Here is a 13,848-nt window from a genome sequence, read left to right as displayed (position 1 = left end):
ATCTTATTGTTTTGAAAAAAAGTCCCCAATTAATTTCATTTCATCTGTAGTATATGCTTTGGCATGGACATTCATAATTTCAGCACGAGGATTTTTAGCCGACATTTCTCTCAATTCGTTAACAATTTCATTGGCACTTTTACCAGCTAAATGTTCTAATCCAGTACCATTGGTACCGTGGCATTGAAAACAGTTGGAGGCTAGTAGTTGTCCTGGATGATTAACAACCCCAACCTTTAAAGAACGCTCATCAGAAGTTATAGAGTTAACGATTGGTGTTGGCGGAGTTTGTTCGATTTCACTACGGCAAGCTACAATAGTTGCCGCCAACAGACCAACAGATAATATAATACTTCTTGTATTTTTGGAAGATAGTGAGTTCATAGAGTTATTTCTGAAATATTGGAATAATTGACTTTACTGACTTATGATTTGAAATACTCTTTTAAAACCTAAGGGCAGATTTTTGGAAATGATGAAACAAACCTACGTAATATTCTTGAATAGTCTTTAGGACTAAATAGTACTTGTATGGTACTTTTTATATTTATTGTCTATTGTGTAGAGAATAATTTTCGGAGCGTATCTAATTAGACCTAAAATCTCTTTCAGGTTCTTTCTGGGTTTACCACAATACTATAATTTCTAGATAATATGCCTAATCGAATTCCACAAAAAATCCTCATGCAGGAAATAATTATCACATAAATAAGATTTATGCTTGATTGAGCAATAAAATATAGAGGGGAATTAACCTATTCGTGACTCAATTTTGGTATTGATTGTTAGAAAGAACATTTATCTTTAACTTTGATGCAAAATTAAGGGTAATTCAATCAAAGAAAATTGCATTTTCTTGATACAATAACTTTTAGAATTTGTTATATATATGAGTTGTAAAATTCATATTTCTTCATTTTAAGATAAAGTTCTAATATTCATGACCACAAATACAAGCGAATCCTTATTCGCACAAGCCAAAAAGTCTATTCCAGGAGGCGTGAACTCGCCAGTAAGAGCGTTTCGTTCGGTAGGTGGAAATCCGATTTTCATAAAAAAAGCCAAAGGTGCTTATATCTTCGATGAAGATGATAATCAATATATTGAGTTGATAAACTCGTGGGGGCCAATGATTTTAGGCCATGCTTTTGAGCCAGTTGAGCAAGCTGTGAGCGAAGCCATTAAAAATTCATTTTCATTTGGAGCCCCAACACGCCGTGAGGTAGAAATGGCCGAATTGATTATTTCAATGGTGCCATCAATTGAAAAAGTGAGAATGGTTAATTCTGGTACAGAAGCTACGATGGCAGCAATTAGAGTTGCTCGTGGTTATACTGGGCGTGATAAGATTATTAAGTTTGAAGGCTGTTATCATGGACATGGTGATTCTTTTTTGATTGCTGCAGGAAGTGGAGCTGTAACCATGGGTGTGCCTGATAGTCCGGGTGTAACCAAAGGGGTAGCAAATGATACACTTACCGCTCCATACAATAATTTAGAGGCCGTTCAAGCACTTTGTGATGCTAATAAGGGGCAAATCGCTGCTTTGATTCTTGAGCCAGTTGTTGGTAATATGGGTTGTGTTTTGCCACAAGAAGGATATTTACAAGGCCTACGTGATATTTGTACCAAAGAAGGAATTGTATTGATTTTTGATGAGGTGATGACAGGCTTCCGTTTGTCGAAAGGGGGGGCACAAGAGCGTTTTGGTGTAATGCCAGATATGACTACTTTAGGTAAAATTATCGGTGGTGGAATGCCAGTTGGAGCTTATGGTGGTCGTAAAGAAATCATGGATTGTGTTTCACCGCAAGGACCTGTTTATCAAGCTGGAACACTTTCTGGCAATCCGATTGCAATGGCGGCGGGTAAGGCAATGTTGACTTATCTAAACGAGAACCCAGGAGTATATACGCAACTTGAAGAAACAGGTAATCAGATAGTAGGAGGGATTCGCCAAATATTAGATAAACTAAACCTCAAATACCAAATTAATCACATTGGTTCGATGTATAGTTTATTCTTTACTGAAACCCAAGTGGTAGATTTCGAAACGGCCAAGACCTCTGATACTGCAAAATTTGGTAAATACTTTCATGGTATGCTAGATAGCGGAATTTATCTTGCCCCTTCGCAATACGAGGCTTTATTCCTCTCAACTGCTCTTTCACAAGAAAATATTGCTGCTATTTTGGCTGCTAATGAAGCAGTTTTGAAAGGAATTTGATAATGTAAATTTTTGATTACCATCTGCACTAGTTGAAGGATAGATATTCTTGGCTTTAGCCTAAATGATTTTTGTATAGATTAGGCTATGGCCATTTAAGAGAAAATTACGCTTTTTACGGTCTGCTTTTGTTGGCGGTAATGAGTTTTTATAAAATGAAATATTCTGTAATAACCCCTGTATATAACCGGCCTGAGGAAGTCAGAGAATTGCTCGAAAGCCTTACAAAACAAACCTATAAAAATTTTGAAGTCATCATCATTGAAGATGGTTCTACTTTGATTTGTGAAGAAGTTTGTAAAGGTTTCCAAGAAAAACTTGATTTGAAATACTTTTTCAAGCCAAACTCTGGACAAGGTTTTTCTCGAAACTATGGCTTCGAACGTGCTTTAGGCGATTATTTTGTGCAGCTTGATTCTGATGCGATTATTCCCGAACGCTACTTTGAAGTTGTTGACAATCATTTGAAAAACAACTGGTTAGATGCTTACGGAGGACCAGATGCCGCACACGAAAGTTTTACAGATGTACAAAAAGCCATTAATTATTCGATGACTTCAGTTTTTACTACTGGTGGCATTAGAGGAAAAAAGAAGAACGCAGGGGGGCAATTTCACCCACGAAGCTTTAATTTTGGTATTTCTCGGAAGGTTTGGGAAGAAACGGGCGGTTATACCATGACTCGCATGGCCGAAGATATTGAATTTAGCATTAGAATTTTATCGAAGGGCTTCAAAGTTGGTCTAATTGAAGATGCTTATATCTATCATAAGAGAAGAACAGATTTTGGACAATTCTTCAAACAATTACACTTTTTTGGGCGTGGACGAATCAATCTTGCACGAATTTTTCCTTCAGAACTCAAATTGGTGCACTATTTCCCAATGATTTTTACGCTTGGCGTCTTGTCAATACCCATTACTTTTTTCATTGATAAGATTCTTTTCTTCATAGCTTTGTTTTTACTATCACTTTATATGATGATGATTGTAATTGATTCAGCAGTTCATAACAAAAGCCTAAAAATTGGACTTTTGAGTGTAATTGCCTGCTTCATTCAATTAATGGGCTACGGATTTGGCTTTATGCAAGAAAAATTTTGGGGAGAAAAGAAGAACTAAAGCGGTTATTCGTAAATATTAGTTATTGAAAAGAGGATAAATCTACTTGCAGATTTATCCTCTTTTTTTAAATAAAAACCTCTTGTGATTCTAATACCTCTTCTTTCAAATCTTCAATTATTTGGTCTAATCCTTCATACCAATCAAGGTGAGGCGATGAACTTGGGCAGCCACCAGCCGCTGGTACACACGAAGTGTATTCGTGTTGTTTATGGCATTTAGGGCATCTGGCAATCGTTTTGAATGTATCCCATATATGGCCACAATCGCATTGCCAATATTCGCCACCATCAGGTTCCCATTTACATTTTGGACAACAAATTTTTATTTCACTCATTTTCTCAACAGACTATTTTTTTTGAATGACCATCAGCTTTTTGAACATAAAACAGTCGATTTTAGTTTGAAAGAATCAAAAAATAATCAATTCTGTTTCTTTTTCTTGAACCTTTTGAGGATGTTTTTCAAAAGCCAAATAAAGAGTAAAATCCCAAGAATTGCTACTAAAATAGGCAACCAGAGCGTAAGAATAGAGAAAAAGATAGAAATGATGTTTTCTAAAGTTGCAAGAAATGGATTGCCAAAGCCTCCTGTAAATTTGGTAGAAGTTAATCGAAGCAGTCCAGTACCTGCTTGAATCGTACCTGCTAAGCCACCACCTGCCAAAATTCCGAGCGTCCATTGTAGTTCAGGCGAATCTATTTTCAAAAAAGAAGTTGTCAAAATTGTTCCTGCAATAAACGAAGCCGGAGTAGTAATTGTATCGAGTAAATTATCAACTACTGGAATGTAAAAAGCCATGATTTCAGCAATAGTGGCCGCACCTAAAATATAAGTTGCGGTGGCACTACCCAGCCATTCGAAACCCGTTGATAGGTCAAAAATATGGAATCGAGTTGCCAAATTTGCAACCAACATTGGTATAAACACCCTAAAACCAGAGCAAGCACTTAATGCTATACCAACAGCTAGACTTATGATAACTTCCGTCATACGACTTTTGGATGAATATTAATTTTTACCAAGTTAGTTGGTTTTTTAGTTTTTCAATACCGACTACGAGAACTTTATGTGTTATTCCTATTCACAACTCACGCTAAATAATAGATTATTCTTTAATTTGACTTCATTTTACCTAATAAAATCGCAATTATGAGGGCCATCAAAATAAATAATGCAAAGACAAAACTCAACCCTATTCGTAAACCAAATGCTTCTGCTAAATACCCAATCGTTGGCGGTCCGACAAAGAATCCTGTGTAACCAATGGAGGTAGCCATTGAAATTCCTGCTGACGGACTAATATTTTTTAAATTGCCTGCTGATGAAAAAACAATCGGAACTATGGTAGAAAGCCCTAAACCAACTAAGAAAAAACCTAGAAATGTACTCCAAATTGATGTAAACGCAAGGGCAATTCCTAACCCTACGGCGGCTAGACATGCATCAATCAACATGATTTTTTCTTTGCCTAATTTTACCGTAAAGTAATCACCAAAAACTCGCCCGATTGTCATGGCTACACCAAAAGTTCCAAAAGCCCAAGCTGAAATGGTTTCATTTTGCCCAACAACTTTATTCATAAAAATGGCTGACCAATCAACCATAGAACCTTCACCTGTCATGCAACAAAAGGCAATAATGCCAAACGGTAAAATGGTTTTTAATGCTAAAAACTTATTGTTATTACCTTTTTCTTCAAAAGTTTTCGATTCAGTGATTGGCGAATCTTTGAGCAATTTAGTGGAAGCCCAAAATATGGGCAAAGTGCCCAAAATCGCTAGAATGGTCAGATGGGTTTGTAATGGAATTTGAAAATTGGAAAATAGCCCACCAATTGCGGCTCCGATGGCCATTCCGATGCTAAATACTGCATGAAACGATGAAAAAATGACTTTACCCCAGAGGCGTTCTACCAAAACGGCTTGTCCATTCATAGTTACATCCATCGAGCCTGATGCAGCTCCCAAAAACAAAAAGCACAAGCGAATTATCCATTCATTTTGAGAAATGGCTACCAAAGGAATAGATACACAGAACAACAAAGAAACTATTCTAACAACTTTATCAGAACCAAATTTATTTCCTAGCCAACCTGCCAATGGCATGGCAATCATCGACCCTAAGGCAATACAAAACAAAACATTGCCTAATTCACTATTATTAAGACCAAAGTATTTTTGTAATTCGGGAAGTCGGGCCGTCCAATTGGCGTATAAAAAACCATTGGTGAAGAAAAATAACGAAACCGCGATTCGATTAATGAGTAAAGTTTTATTAGGCATAATTATAGATTATTTAATACAAAAATAACTTTATTCTTCAAACTAAAATTTACTTAAATTTTCTAAATCTAACACCAAATTGTCTTATTTTTATGATTCAATAAGATAATAGAGAAAATGAAGTCTAAAAAGCCATTTTTAGAGGTTATTCAACCTAATCAGGGTTTATCCTTGCGGGTTTATCATAATATTCAAACCCGTACTTGTTCGATGAAATCTTGGCATTTTCATCCTGAAATTGAACTTGTATGTGTTCCTCATGGCAAAGGACAACTCTACATAGGAAATCGTCAATATTCTTACGAAAATGGTGCAGTAATTTTACTTAACTCTAATATTCCGCATAAAAGTTTTGATCTAGGTTTTGAAAGCGAACTTTATGAAGAGTATGTTCTGCAAATTACGCCCAATCAACTGGAAATTTTATTTACCCACTTCCCAGAATTTGAAAAAATTAAGCAATTAATCAAAGTATCTCAAGAAGCACTGGTTTTGCCTCTTACTGCTCATGAAAAAGTTTTTAGAGAGAAGTTTCAAGCTCTTCTTGAAAGCCATTCCTTGAGACAATGGCTCATTTTTGTGGAGGTTTTAGATGAACTTTCAAGAGCAAATTATGAGGTTTTGGGTGTAACCTCAGGAAATATAAATTCACAACAAGCCGAACGTGTAGAAAAAGTATTTGAGTTTATCGAACAACATTACACAGAAAATATCAGCAGCCAAACAATTGCCAATTTACTTCATCTGACCGATACTTCATTTTGTAGGTTTTTTCAAAAACATACGCAAAAAACATTTAAGCAAGTATTAAATGAATACCGAGTTACGCAGGCGTGCAAACTACTCTCATTTACAGATAAAAGTATAGAAAACATCGCCTACGAAACTGGCTATAATAATCAATCATTTTTTAATAGAGTATTTAAAGAAGTGATGCACACTACACCCATGAATTACAGAAAAGAGCGTCAAGGATTAAAAAGCTAAATACTCAAACGCCAAATTGGGTAAGATGATGTTCCAAGTGCTTGTAAAACATATTGCTCCATTCGGTTTTGTTTAATACGCCAAATGAATGAGATTCCTTCCCATCGAAGTATGCTTCACCTAATTCTTGCGTTTTTCTAATAAAGTTTATCAATCGATTCTTTTCTGCTTCAAAATCTTTATCACCTTTCATTACAAAATATGGGGCAGTCTGACTATTATGTTGATAAGGGGCTTCATTCACTACTTTATTTTTGACAAAAAGTTTCAACATAAACCTTACAAATGCATTTGGTTTTGGATGTTTGTTTTCATAAACAAGTTCGTAAGAAACACAGCAATGTGCCAACATTTGGTCAACGCTCATTTTTCCCCATTTGGGTTGAGTCGTAGTGCTAAGTTGATTAATTCTGTTGATTATTTGTTCGGTTACGTTTTCGGAAAAAATGTTTGGAAGAGCCATAATTAATGGGTTTAAAATGATAATAGATTTGTACTGTTTCAAAGTAATTAAGTAACGATGAAAAGAGTTGTTTTTGAATTAAACTTATTTCAAAGGATAAAATTTTTAGCGTTGGAGATATTTGAAAAAATGTAGCAATAACTGAAAAATAGAAATATTTCTAAAAGTAAATATATTAAAAAGCAAAAGGCCAAACAAATTCAACTTGTTTGGCCTCTCAGTAATCGAATTAATATTCTTAGTTATGTCTTACTAATAGTTTTTTGGTAGCTACTTTTTTTCCGTCAACCACTAATTGATATAAATAGATACCTGACTCCCAATTTGCTGTTTGAACTTTTAATCGGCGGTCAAATTTATCTAATTCATAATTAGCTACTTCGTGTCCGAGCAAATTATAAAATGCCATACTGGCGTCGTTTACATTACCGGTAATCACATAATCAATTGTAGCGTAATCGTTGGCTGGATTTGGATAAATGTTTGAAACTGATAGTTTATCGTTAAAAAATAGCTTATCATTACTTTCTGTTCCTACACTTTTATCGTTTGTAGCTGGAATTTCAACATTTGATGTTTTTGCGGTAGCAGTTCTTGTAGAACCATTCAATAGGGCATCACGGAAGTACTGGTTTACCACAGAAGGCTTGTTTAATCTTACTTCTGATGGCATTGTTTTACTCACAAAAGCCATTTTTTGAAGTGAAGATTTAGCAGTGGTAGTTGGTTTCTTGCCGATATCCAAACGAGATTTGCCTTTCTCAACTTGAGCAAGAGCAACGTTGGATAAGACAACGATTCCAATTAGTACTGTTAAATATTTTTGTAAATTTTTTGCCATAGAAACTCTTCTAAGTTGTTATAAGCACGTATATTATGGGGGCTATTACAAATATACGTAAAAGTTGTTGAAAATTAAAAAAAGGATTTTATGTATAAGACTCATTTTTAAGCCAAAAGGTTGCAATAAAAGGAAACTTTTTTTCGTTTGGCTATTTTTGAGGCTCTTTTTGGTTTTTGGGCTCTTCTTTTTTTAATACAATTTTCATGCCCAGCACTTCTTCTTTGGTTGGTTTTTCTTTTTCACGCCACTCAAATCCATCTAAGCGATTACTATCATTAGTCAACTCGGTTGGTGGAACAAGCTTGGCGTCGGGCTTTCCTAAAAATGCTATTCGGTTTATTTGATTTTCTTTAAACTTCATATTCATTTTGCTACATTCGACTCTATTTACACCGATAAGTTTATTTTTATCATCAAGTGCATAATAGATACTTTCACCGTTTCCTTCAACTACCACATTTTCTATTCGGTTTTGGGCGTTGAAAGTTGCCGAAATCTTTCTACCCTTAATTTGATTAAAATTCTGAACCGTATCCTTCGCAATAACAAAGCCTTTATTAATCATATACATGCGATTTACTTTGTTATTTTTCATATATACGTGAATTGTATCGGCCTCGGATTGATTTTTATCATTCCAAATAATCGGCTTGCTAAAAAAATGAATTACCGAATCTTTCAAGTCATAAAGCAGTGAATCACAGCGACTTTGAATATCTGTACGAAACACTTTTACGTGCCCGAACGCTAATAGTTTCTCCATTTTCGATGCGTTACTTTTCTCCTCCTTTTTGCCTAGTTTCAAGGAATCAGTTTTTACTATTAATGAATCCTTTCGCTCATAGGCATAAAGGGTATCGGCTCTTAGGAAAAGCGTATCTCTTTCAGAGGTATTTCGCATAAGGGCATTGCCCATTATTTTAGTAAAACCTGCTTTGCCATCACGCACACCCATTAGCCCGTTTAAGATAACTTTATCCTTCTTAGAGACCAATTCTACGTTTCCTTTGGCAAAACCCGACTCGGTTTTTTGGTCGAAACTTAAAGTATCGCCAGTAAGTGTATAATCTTCATTGACAATTTTAGAACGACCCTTAAAATTAGATTGTTGGGTTTGAGTATTATAGGTACTTCCAGCATTTGCTATGATATCTCCATCTTTGCTTTTAATGAGCGTAGGAGCTTTGAAAAGTGCCATTTTGGTGCGTGCATTGTACTGCAAACTGTCTGATGTAATGGTGTATTTAGGATTTGTAATTTCTACGTTTTCCTTGTAATTAAAAATCTTGCTTCGAGTATTATAAAAACCTTTTTCACTTTTTAAAATACTCGAATCTTGCACAATTACTCCTCGAACTGGATAATAAGCACGGTTTTTCTGAATATCATATTCTACTACACGTGTTGTAAGACTTACTTTTTTATCTGTTAGAACTACTTTTTTTCCTAATACTCTGGCAAAACGTGTGTTCCCATCATAATAGAGCGTATCACCAGTAATTGTAAGCGTATCGCCTTGCACAATTCTAATTTTCCCGAAAGCCTCTAAGGTATTTGTTGTTTCATTTTGTGTAGCAGTTTGGCAATATAAAACGGCTCCACGGTGGGCAAAAGAAACATTACCTAAGAATTGTCTTGTATAAAAAGGTTGTTGATTAACACCTATTAAGCTATCTGCACTTAATAAATTGATTTTTGTATTAGGGGTGGCCGCTGGTGGTGGATTAAGAGGTTTTTGTCCGAACGAAAAAAGTGGAATCAATAGTACAATTACTAAGCTAATACATTTCCCAAAAGAAGAGAACACGTTTTTAAGTGCTGTTCTTTGAGACTGAGCTATATTTTTTATAATATTATTAATCATCTTCAATTGAAAATTCTAAATTTGCTTGCAAAATTACGTAATTGCTTTGATGCTTCATGCCTTCTTAACATATATTAACGAGCAAAAATTATTTGAAGTCACCGATAAGGTCTTGCTTACAGTAAGTGGAGGTAAAGATTCAGTGGTAATGTTTGAACTTTTTTGTCGGTCGAAACTAAATTTTGCAGTGGCACATTGCAATTTTCAGTTGAGAGGAAGCGAGTCTGACCAAGACCAAGTATTTGTTGAGCAATTATGCCGAGTAAATAAGGTAAACTTTCACACTCAAACATTCGATACCAAAGCCTTTGCCAAGCAAAAGAAGATTTCGATTGAAATGGCTGCCCGCACACTTCGTTACGAATGGTTTGAGCAAATCAGAGAAGAATTTAGCTACAGTTATATTGCTACTGCCCATCATTTGAATGATAGTATTGAAACAGTTTTGCTCAATCTGACTAAAGGAACAGGCATTGCCGGTTTAAGAGGAATTCTACCCAAAAAAGAATTGATAATTAGGCCATTACTTTTTGCTTCAAGAGAAGCTATTGATAACTTCGTGCAAGAAAACAAACTTCAATGGAGAGAAGATAGTAGCAATGCTTCGAATGATTATCAAAGAAATTTGATTAGAAATGAAGTAGTTCCTTTACTAAAAAAAATAAATCCCAATTTAGACGAAACTTTTGCACGAAATCTCGAACGTTTTCAATCTATTGAAGCCGATTTTAGAAAAAACTTAAGCCATTTCAAAGCTAAGGTTATGCGTGAAAGTAATGGCGTTTTTTATATAAAAATAGCTAATATAAAGTATTGGCAGTCAGCTAATTATTTTATTGAGGAGCTTCTAAAAGAGTTTGGATTTAACTACTTTCAATCAAAAGAAATATTTGCTTCAATTGATGGGATTTCGGGCAAGATTTTTCACTCCGAAACCCATAGTTTATTGAAAGACCGAGAGGAATTTATCATTTACCCAAAACTTGATGCGGAAATTGAAAAAACTTTGCTTGAAATTCAAAAAGAAGATATTCTATCAGGTATAACTATAAGTTTCGAAGGTAATAAACTCCGTTTTTCTCTTGTAAAAGCGGAGGAGTTTGACGGAAAGTTTGAAAGAAATAATGCAATTGGATACTTCGATTTTGAAAAAATTACTTTTCCACTCACGATGCGAAGATGGAAAGAAGGAGATTCGTTTATTCCGTTTGGTATGAAAGGCCAAAAGAAAATTTCTGACTTTTTGATTGATAAAAAGATTTCACTTCATCTTAAAAAAAACATATTTCTTCTCGTATCTGCTGGACAAATTATGTGGGTAGTTAATTATAGAACAGATGAAAGATTTCGACTACAAAGGTCTTCCAAGATGATTTTAAAAGCTGAAATAATATAGAGTGAATTTAATTGATAATAATTTGATTTTCAGTTCTTTTATTTGCCCTTAAGTGCTAATTTCATAATTATTTTAATAGGTTTTCTTTTAAATACTTTATTGTAAGTTTGGTATTTGGCACAGGTTTTGATAATTTAGGCAAATGTAATCCAAACGTGCTTTAAATTTTCCTCATTTAAAAATGATGCTGAGTGCTTCACCCATGAAAAAATACAATATTTGGTTGTTGGCATTAATTCTTCTTTTAGCCCAACAAACATTTGCTCAAAGCGGAAAGTTAAAGGCCGCAAATCGTAGTTTCGAAAGTATGAGCTATATAGAAGCTATTCGAAGCTATGAAGATTATCTTCGTACAGCTAAAGTGGGTTCGCCCGAAATGAAAGAAGCCTTGACAAAGTTGGGTTATAGCTACCGAAAAGTTCAAGATACACGTAATGCGGAACGTGTTTATGCCGAATTGATTGAGAAATACAACAAAGACTTAGAAAGCGAAATTTTCTTGTATTACGCTCAGGCTTTGGCCAATAATGGTAAATACAAAGAATCTCAAAAAATGTATAGCCGGTACGGAGAGGAGCAAACGGCTGATATGCGTGGAAGAAGATTCACCGTTGCATACATGGATAATAGTCGCTTCTTTCAAGATTCTTCAACATATAAAATAGATTATTTATATACACTTAATTCTCGTCAGTCGGACTTTAGTCCGATGTACTACAAAAATGGATTAGTCTTTGTGTCGGCTCGTGAGGAAGGAGGGGCGATAAAGCGAGTTTTTATGCAGAATCAGACCCCTTTTCTTGATTTATTTATGTTTCCTGATACTTCAGAGCTCCGTAAAGATAATATTGTGGCAGCTAAGCAGCTTGGTTCGGTAGGGGGAGGGAGTGCTTTTAGTGCTTCTGAAAAACTTGAATCAATGGCGAAGGAAGAACAAGAAAAACCACTCTCAAAAATAGAGCAATTCAGTAAAACACTCAATAGTAAATATCATGAAGGCCCCGTTACGTTCTTCAAAGATTATAAAAAGCTAATCTTTACACGCAATAACTATAATAAAGGTCGTAGTAGAACAGGCACAGATGGTGTAACTAAGCTTAAGCTATATCTAGCTGTTGATAATGGCAAACATTGGGGAGGAATTGTCGAATTGCCGTTTAATAGCGATAATTATTCGTGTGGGCATCCAGCCTTATCGCCAGATAATAAAAAACTTTATTTTGTTTCAGATATGCCCGGAGGTTTTGGTGGAACTGATATTTACGTGGTGGATTATCGAGATGGACAATGGGGCTCTCCTGTAAATTTAGGGAAAGATATTAATACTGAAGGAAATGAAATGTTTCCTTTTGTAGATGAAAATGGGAATTTATATTTCTCGTCAGATGGAATTGAAGGTTTAGGTGGCTTAGACGTGTTTTTTGTCGAAATGAAAGAAGGCATTCCGATGAGTGAAATTAAAAACTTAGGAGCACCGATAAATTCTGAGAAAGATGACTTTGGTTTCATCACTGATGGTAATAGAACGAGTGGCTATTTCAGTTCAAATCGTAAGCGTGGTTATGGTGATGATAATCTCTATTCGTTTCGTCATGGTTGCCGTCAGTTAAATATTTTGGTTTATGATTCAGATAGTAAAAAACCTTTGGAGCTAGCTGATGTACGCGTTTTAAAAAATGGAATAAACAAAGAGCTGATGGTTACAGGTATTGATGGAAAAGTGACAGTTTGCTTAGAAACAGGAACAGACTTTGAGTTTAAAATCATGAAAGAGGGTTATGAGTCAAACGGAGTATCGTACGGTACTTTTGCATCTTCCCTCAAAAATCAAACGTCAATCAAAGTATATTTAGAGAAATCTAAGGCACCGATAATTAAGGGAACAATCGTTGCAGAGGTTAATCAACAGCCGATTCAAGGTGCTGTGGTAACACTTCAAAATGAAAAAGACGGTTCGAAACAACAAATTATTACTGGTTTAGATGGAAAATATGAATTTCAGCCTAAAAAAGAAGGTGAATATTCAGTAACTGCGAGCAAAAATAATTATGCAGAAAATACGGAAAGTTTAGGAAAAGTGAAACAATCGAAGAAAGGCCCTAAAACCGTTGAGCAAAATTTGGGCTTAGTAGGTCAGGGAGATGTTTTCAGATTAGATAATATCTATTATGATTATGGACAATTTTTTATTAGACCAGATGCCGCTAAAGAATTAGAAATGAAGCTTGTCCCCCTTCTCAAAAAGTATCCTAATATGAGAATTGAGGTCCGCTCTCATACTGATAGTCGCTCAAGTGATGCCTTCAATCTTAAACTTTCTGAGAATAGAGCCAGAGCGGTAGTTGATTATTTGGCCGCACGTGGCATCAATACAAAAAGAGTTGTGGCGAAAGGATATGGAGAGGCAGAGCTACTTAATAATTGTGATGACGGAATAAAGTGTGAAGAAGACCAGCACCAAGCCAATCGAAGAACAGAGTTTAAAATTTTAGATGTTTCGGCCGTTGGTATGAATTAGTATGAGATAGTTTATTTCAAAGCTTTAAGTCTGGATTTATTATTTTGAAGGTATGAGTTTTCCTATGATTTGGAAAAGGTAGTATAGAATGATTTACTGGGGAAATTTGGTTATTTGACTTCAGTTAAACCTGATAGTTTCAC

Annotated in this window: 12 protein-coding genes; 5 read left to right on the top strand and 7 right to left on the bottom strand. The window is 35.1% G+C overall.

Features of this window, described 5'->3' with window-relative positions; translation table 11 throughout:
• Positions 1 to 3: 3 nt before the first annotated feature.
• On the bottom strand, positions 4 to 384 hold the full coding sequence (locus EMTOL_RS21605) for a c-type cytochrome (protein ID WP_015027676.1): 381 nt from the start codon (positions 382 to 384) through the stop codon (positions 4 to 6).
• Positions 385 to 940: 556 nt separating this feature from the next.
• On the opposite strand from EMTOL_RS21605, the gene hemL reads away from it, so the two are divergent.
• A complete protein-coding gene (hemL, locus tag EMTOL_RS02445; protein ID WP_015027675.1) occupies positions 941 to 2,227 on the top strand; it encodes a glutamate-1-semialdehyde 2,1-aminomutase in 1,287 nt (428 codons plus the stop codon).
• Between the two features lie 155 nt (positions 2,228 to 2,382).
• Positions 2,383 to 3,348 carry a glycosyltransferase family 2 protein gene (locus EMTOL_RS02440; RefSeq protein ID WP_015027674.1) on the top strand — a complete coding sequence of 322 codons (966 nt, stop codon included), beginning with the start codon at positions 2,383 to 2,385 and terminating at the stop codon, positions 3,346 to 3,348.
• Positions 3,349 to 3,415: 67 nt separating this feature from the next.
• On the opposite strand, the gene EMTOL_RS02435 is transcribed toward EMTOL_RS02440, so the two are convergent.
• The 3 genes from EMTOL_RS02435 to EMTOL_RS02425 all read right to left on the bottom strand — a co-directional run bounded on the left by EMTOL_RS02435 (position 3,416) and on the right by EMTOL_RS02425 (position 5,633).
• A complete protein-coding gene (locus EMTOL_RS02435; RefSeq protein WP_015027673.1) occupies positions 3,416 to 3,685 on the bottom strand; it encodes a hypothetical protein in 270 nt (89 codons plus the stop codon).
• A gap of 86 nt (positions 3,686 to 3,771) precedes the next feature.
• On the bottom strand, positions 3,772 to 4,341 hold the full coding sequence (locus EMTOL_RS02430; protein ID WP_015027672.1) for a DUF4126 domain-containing protein: 570 nt from the start codon (positions 4,339 to 4,341) through the stop codon (positions 3,772 to 3,774).
• Positions 4,342 to 4,463: 122 nt separating this feature from the next.
• Complete coding sequence (locus EMTOL_RS02425) at positions 4,464 to 5,633, bottom strand: MFS transporter (protein ID WP_015027671.1); 1,170 nt, start codon at positions 5,631 to 5,633, stop codon at positions 4,464 to 4,466.
• A gap of 117 nt (positions 5,634 to 5,750) precedes the next feature.
• On the opposite strand from EMTOL_RS02425, the gene EMTOL_RS21600 reads away from it, so the two are divergent.
• On the top strand, positions 5,751 to 6,620 hold the full coding sequence (locus EMTOL_RS21600) for a helix-turn-helix domain-containing protein (RefSeq protein WP_015027670.1): 870 nt from the start codon (positions 5,751 to 5,753) through the stop codon (positions 6,618 to 6,620).
• A gap of 4 nt (positions 6,621 to 6,624) precedes the next feature.
• Here the strand turns inward: EMTOL_RS21600 and EMTOL_RS02415 are convergent, their stop codons facing one another.
• From EMTOL_RS02415 to EMTOL_RS02405, 3 genes are all read right to left on the bottom strand, one after another.
• Positions 6,625 to 7,083: a DUF1569 domain-containing protein gene (locus EMTOL_RS02415; RefSeq protein WP_015027669.1), complete on the bottom strand. Its 459-nt coding sequence runs from the start codon at positions 7,081 to 7,083 to the stop codon at positions 6,625 to 6,627.
• 238 nt (positions 7,084 to 7,321) lie between these two features.
• The gene (locus EMTOL_RS21595; protein WP_015027668.1) at positions 7,322 to 7,924 is read right to left on the bottom strand and encodes a T9SS type A sorting domain-containing protein; all 603 of its coding nucleotides are present in this window, start codon (positions 7,922 to 7,924) and stop codon (positions 7,322 to 7,324) included.
• 151 nt (positions 7,925 to 8,075) lie between these two features.
• Positions 8,076 to 9,791, bottom strand: coding sequence for an OstA-like protein (locus tag EMTOL_RS02405; protein WP_015027667.1), 1,716 nt, complete (start codon positions 9,789 to 9,791; stop codon positions 8,076 to 8,078).
• Positions 9,792 to 9,816: 25 nt separating this feature from the next.
• Here EMTOL_RS02405 and tilS point away from each other — a divergent pair, with 25 nt between their 5' ends.
• Both tilS and EMTOL_RS02395 read left to right on the top strand, forming a co-directional pair.
• On the top strand, positions 9,817 to 11,187 hold the full coding sequence (gene tilS, locus EMTOL_RS02400; RefSeq protein WP_305953158.1) for a tRNA lysidine(34) synthetase TilS: 1,371 nt from the start codon (positions 9,817 to 9,819) through the stop codon (positions 11,185 to 11,187).
• 202 nt (positions 11,188 to 11,389) lie between these two features.
• Complete coding sequence (locus tag EMTOL_RS02395) at positions 11,390 to 13,705, top strand: OmpA family protein (protein WP_041693802.1); 2,316 nt, start codon at positions 11,390 to 11,392, stop codon at positions 13,703 to 13,705.
• The last annotated feature ends 143 nt before the right edge of the window (positions 13,706 to 13,848 follow it).

This window comes from Emticicia oligotrophica DSM 17448 (genome assembly GCF_000263195.1).
Taxonomy (GTDB): Bacteria; Bacteroidota; Bacteroidia; order Cytophagales; family Spirosomataceae; genus Emticicia; species Emticicia oligotrophica.
This window is presented reverse-complemented; position numbering and strand designations above follow the sequence as displayed.

What these genes read in the sequence shown, in the direction of transcription:
- EMTOL_RS02430 (WP_015027672.1), bottom strand. Translation starts at nt 4,341, where the DNA reads ATGACGGAAGTTATCATAAGTCTAGCTGTTGGTATAGCATTAAGTGCT.
- hemL (WP_015027675.1), top strand. Translation starts at nt 941, where the DNA reads ATGACCACAAATACAAGCGAATCCTTATTCGCACAAGCCAAAAAGTCT.
- EMTOL_RS21600 (WP_015027670.1), top strand. Translation starts at nt 5,751, where the DNA reads ATGAAGTCTAAAAAGCCATTTTTAGAGGTTATTCAACCTAATCAGGGT.
- EMTOL_RS02395 (WP_041693802.1), top strand. Translation starts at nt 11,390, where the DNA reads ATGAAAAAATACAATATTTGGTTGTTGGCATTAATTCTTCTTTTAGCC.
- EMTOL_RS21595 (WP_015027668.1), bottom strand. Translation starts at nt 7,924, where the DNA reads ATGGCAAAAAATTTACAAAAATATTTAACAGTACTAATTGGAATCGTT.
- EMTOL_RS02440 (WP_015027674.1), top strand. Translation starts at nt 2,383, where the DNA reads ATGAAATATTCTGTAATAACCCCTGTATATAACCGGCCTGAGGAAGTC.
- EMTOL_RS21605 (WP_015027676.1), bottom strand. Translation starts at nt 384, where the DNA reads ATGAACTCACTATCTTCCAAAAATACAAGAAGTATTATATTATCTGTT.
- EMTOL_RS02405 (WP_015027667.1), bottom strand. Translation starts at nt 9,791, where the DNA reads ATGATTAATAATATTATAAAAAATATAGCTCAGTCTCAAAGAACAGCA.
- EMTOL_RS02435 (WP_015027673.1), bottom strand. Translation starts at nt 3,685, where the DNA reads ATGAGTGAAATAAAAATTTGTTGTCCAAAATGTAAATGGGAACCTGAT.
- EMTOL_RS02425 (WP_015027671.1), bottom strand. Translation starts at nt 5,633, where the DNA reads ATGCCTAATAAAACTTTACTCATTAATCGAATCGCGGTTTCGTTATTT.
- EMTOL_RS02415 (WP_015027669.1), bottom strand. Translation starts at nt 7,083, where the DNA reads ATGGCTCTTCCAAACATTTTTTCCGAAAACGTAACCGAACAAATAATC.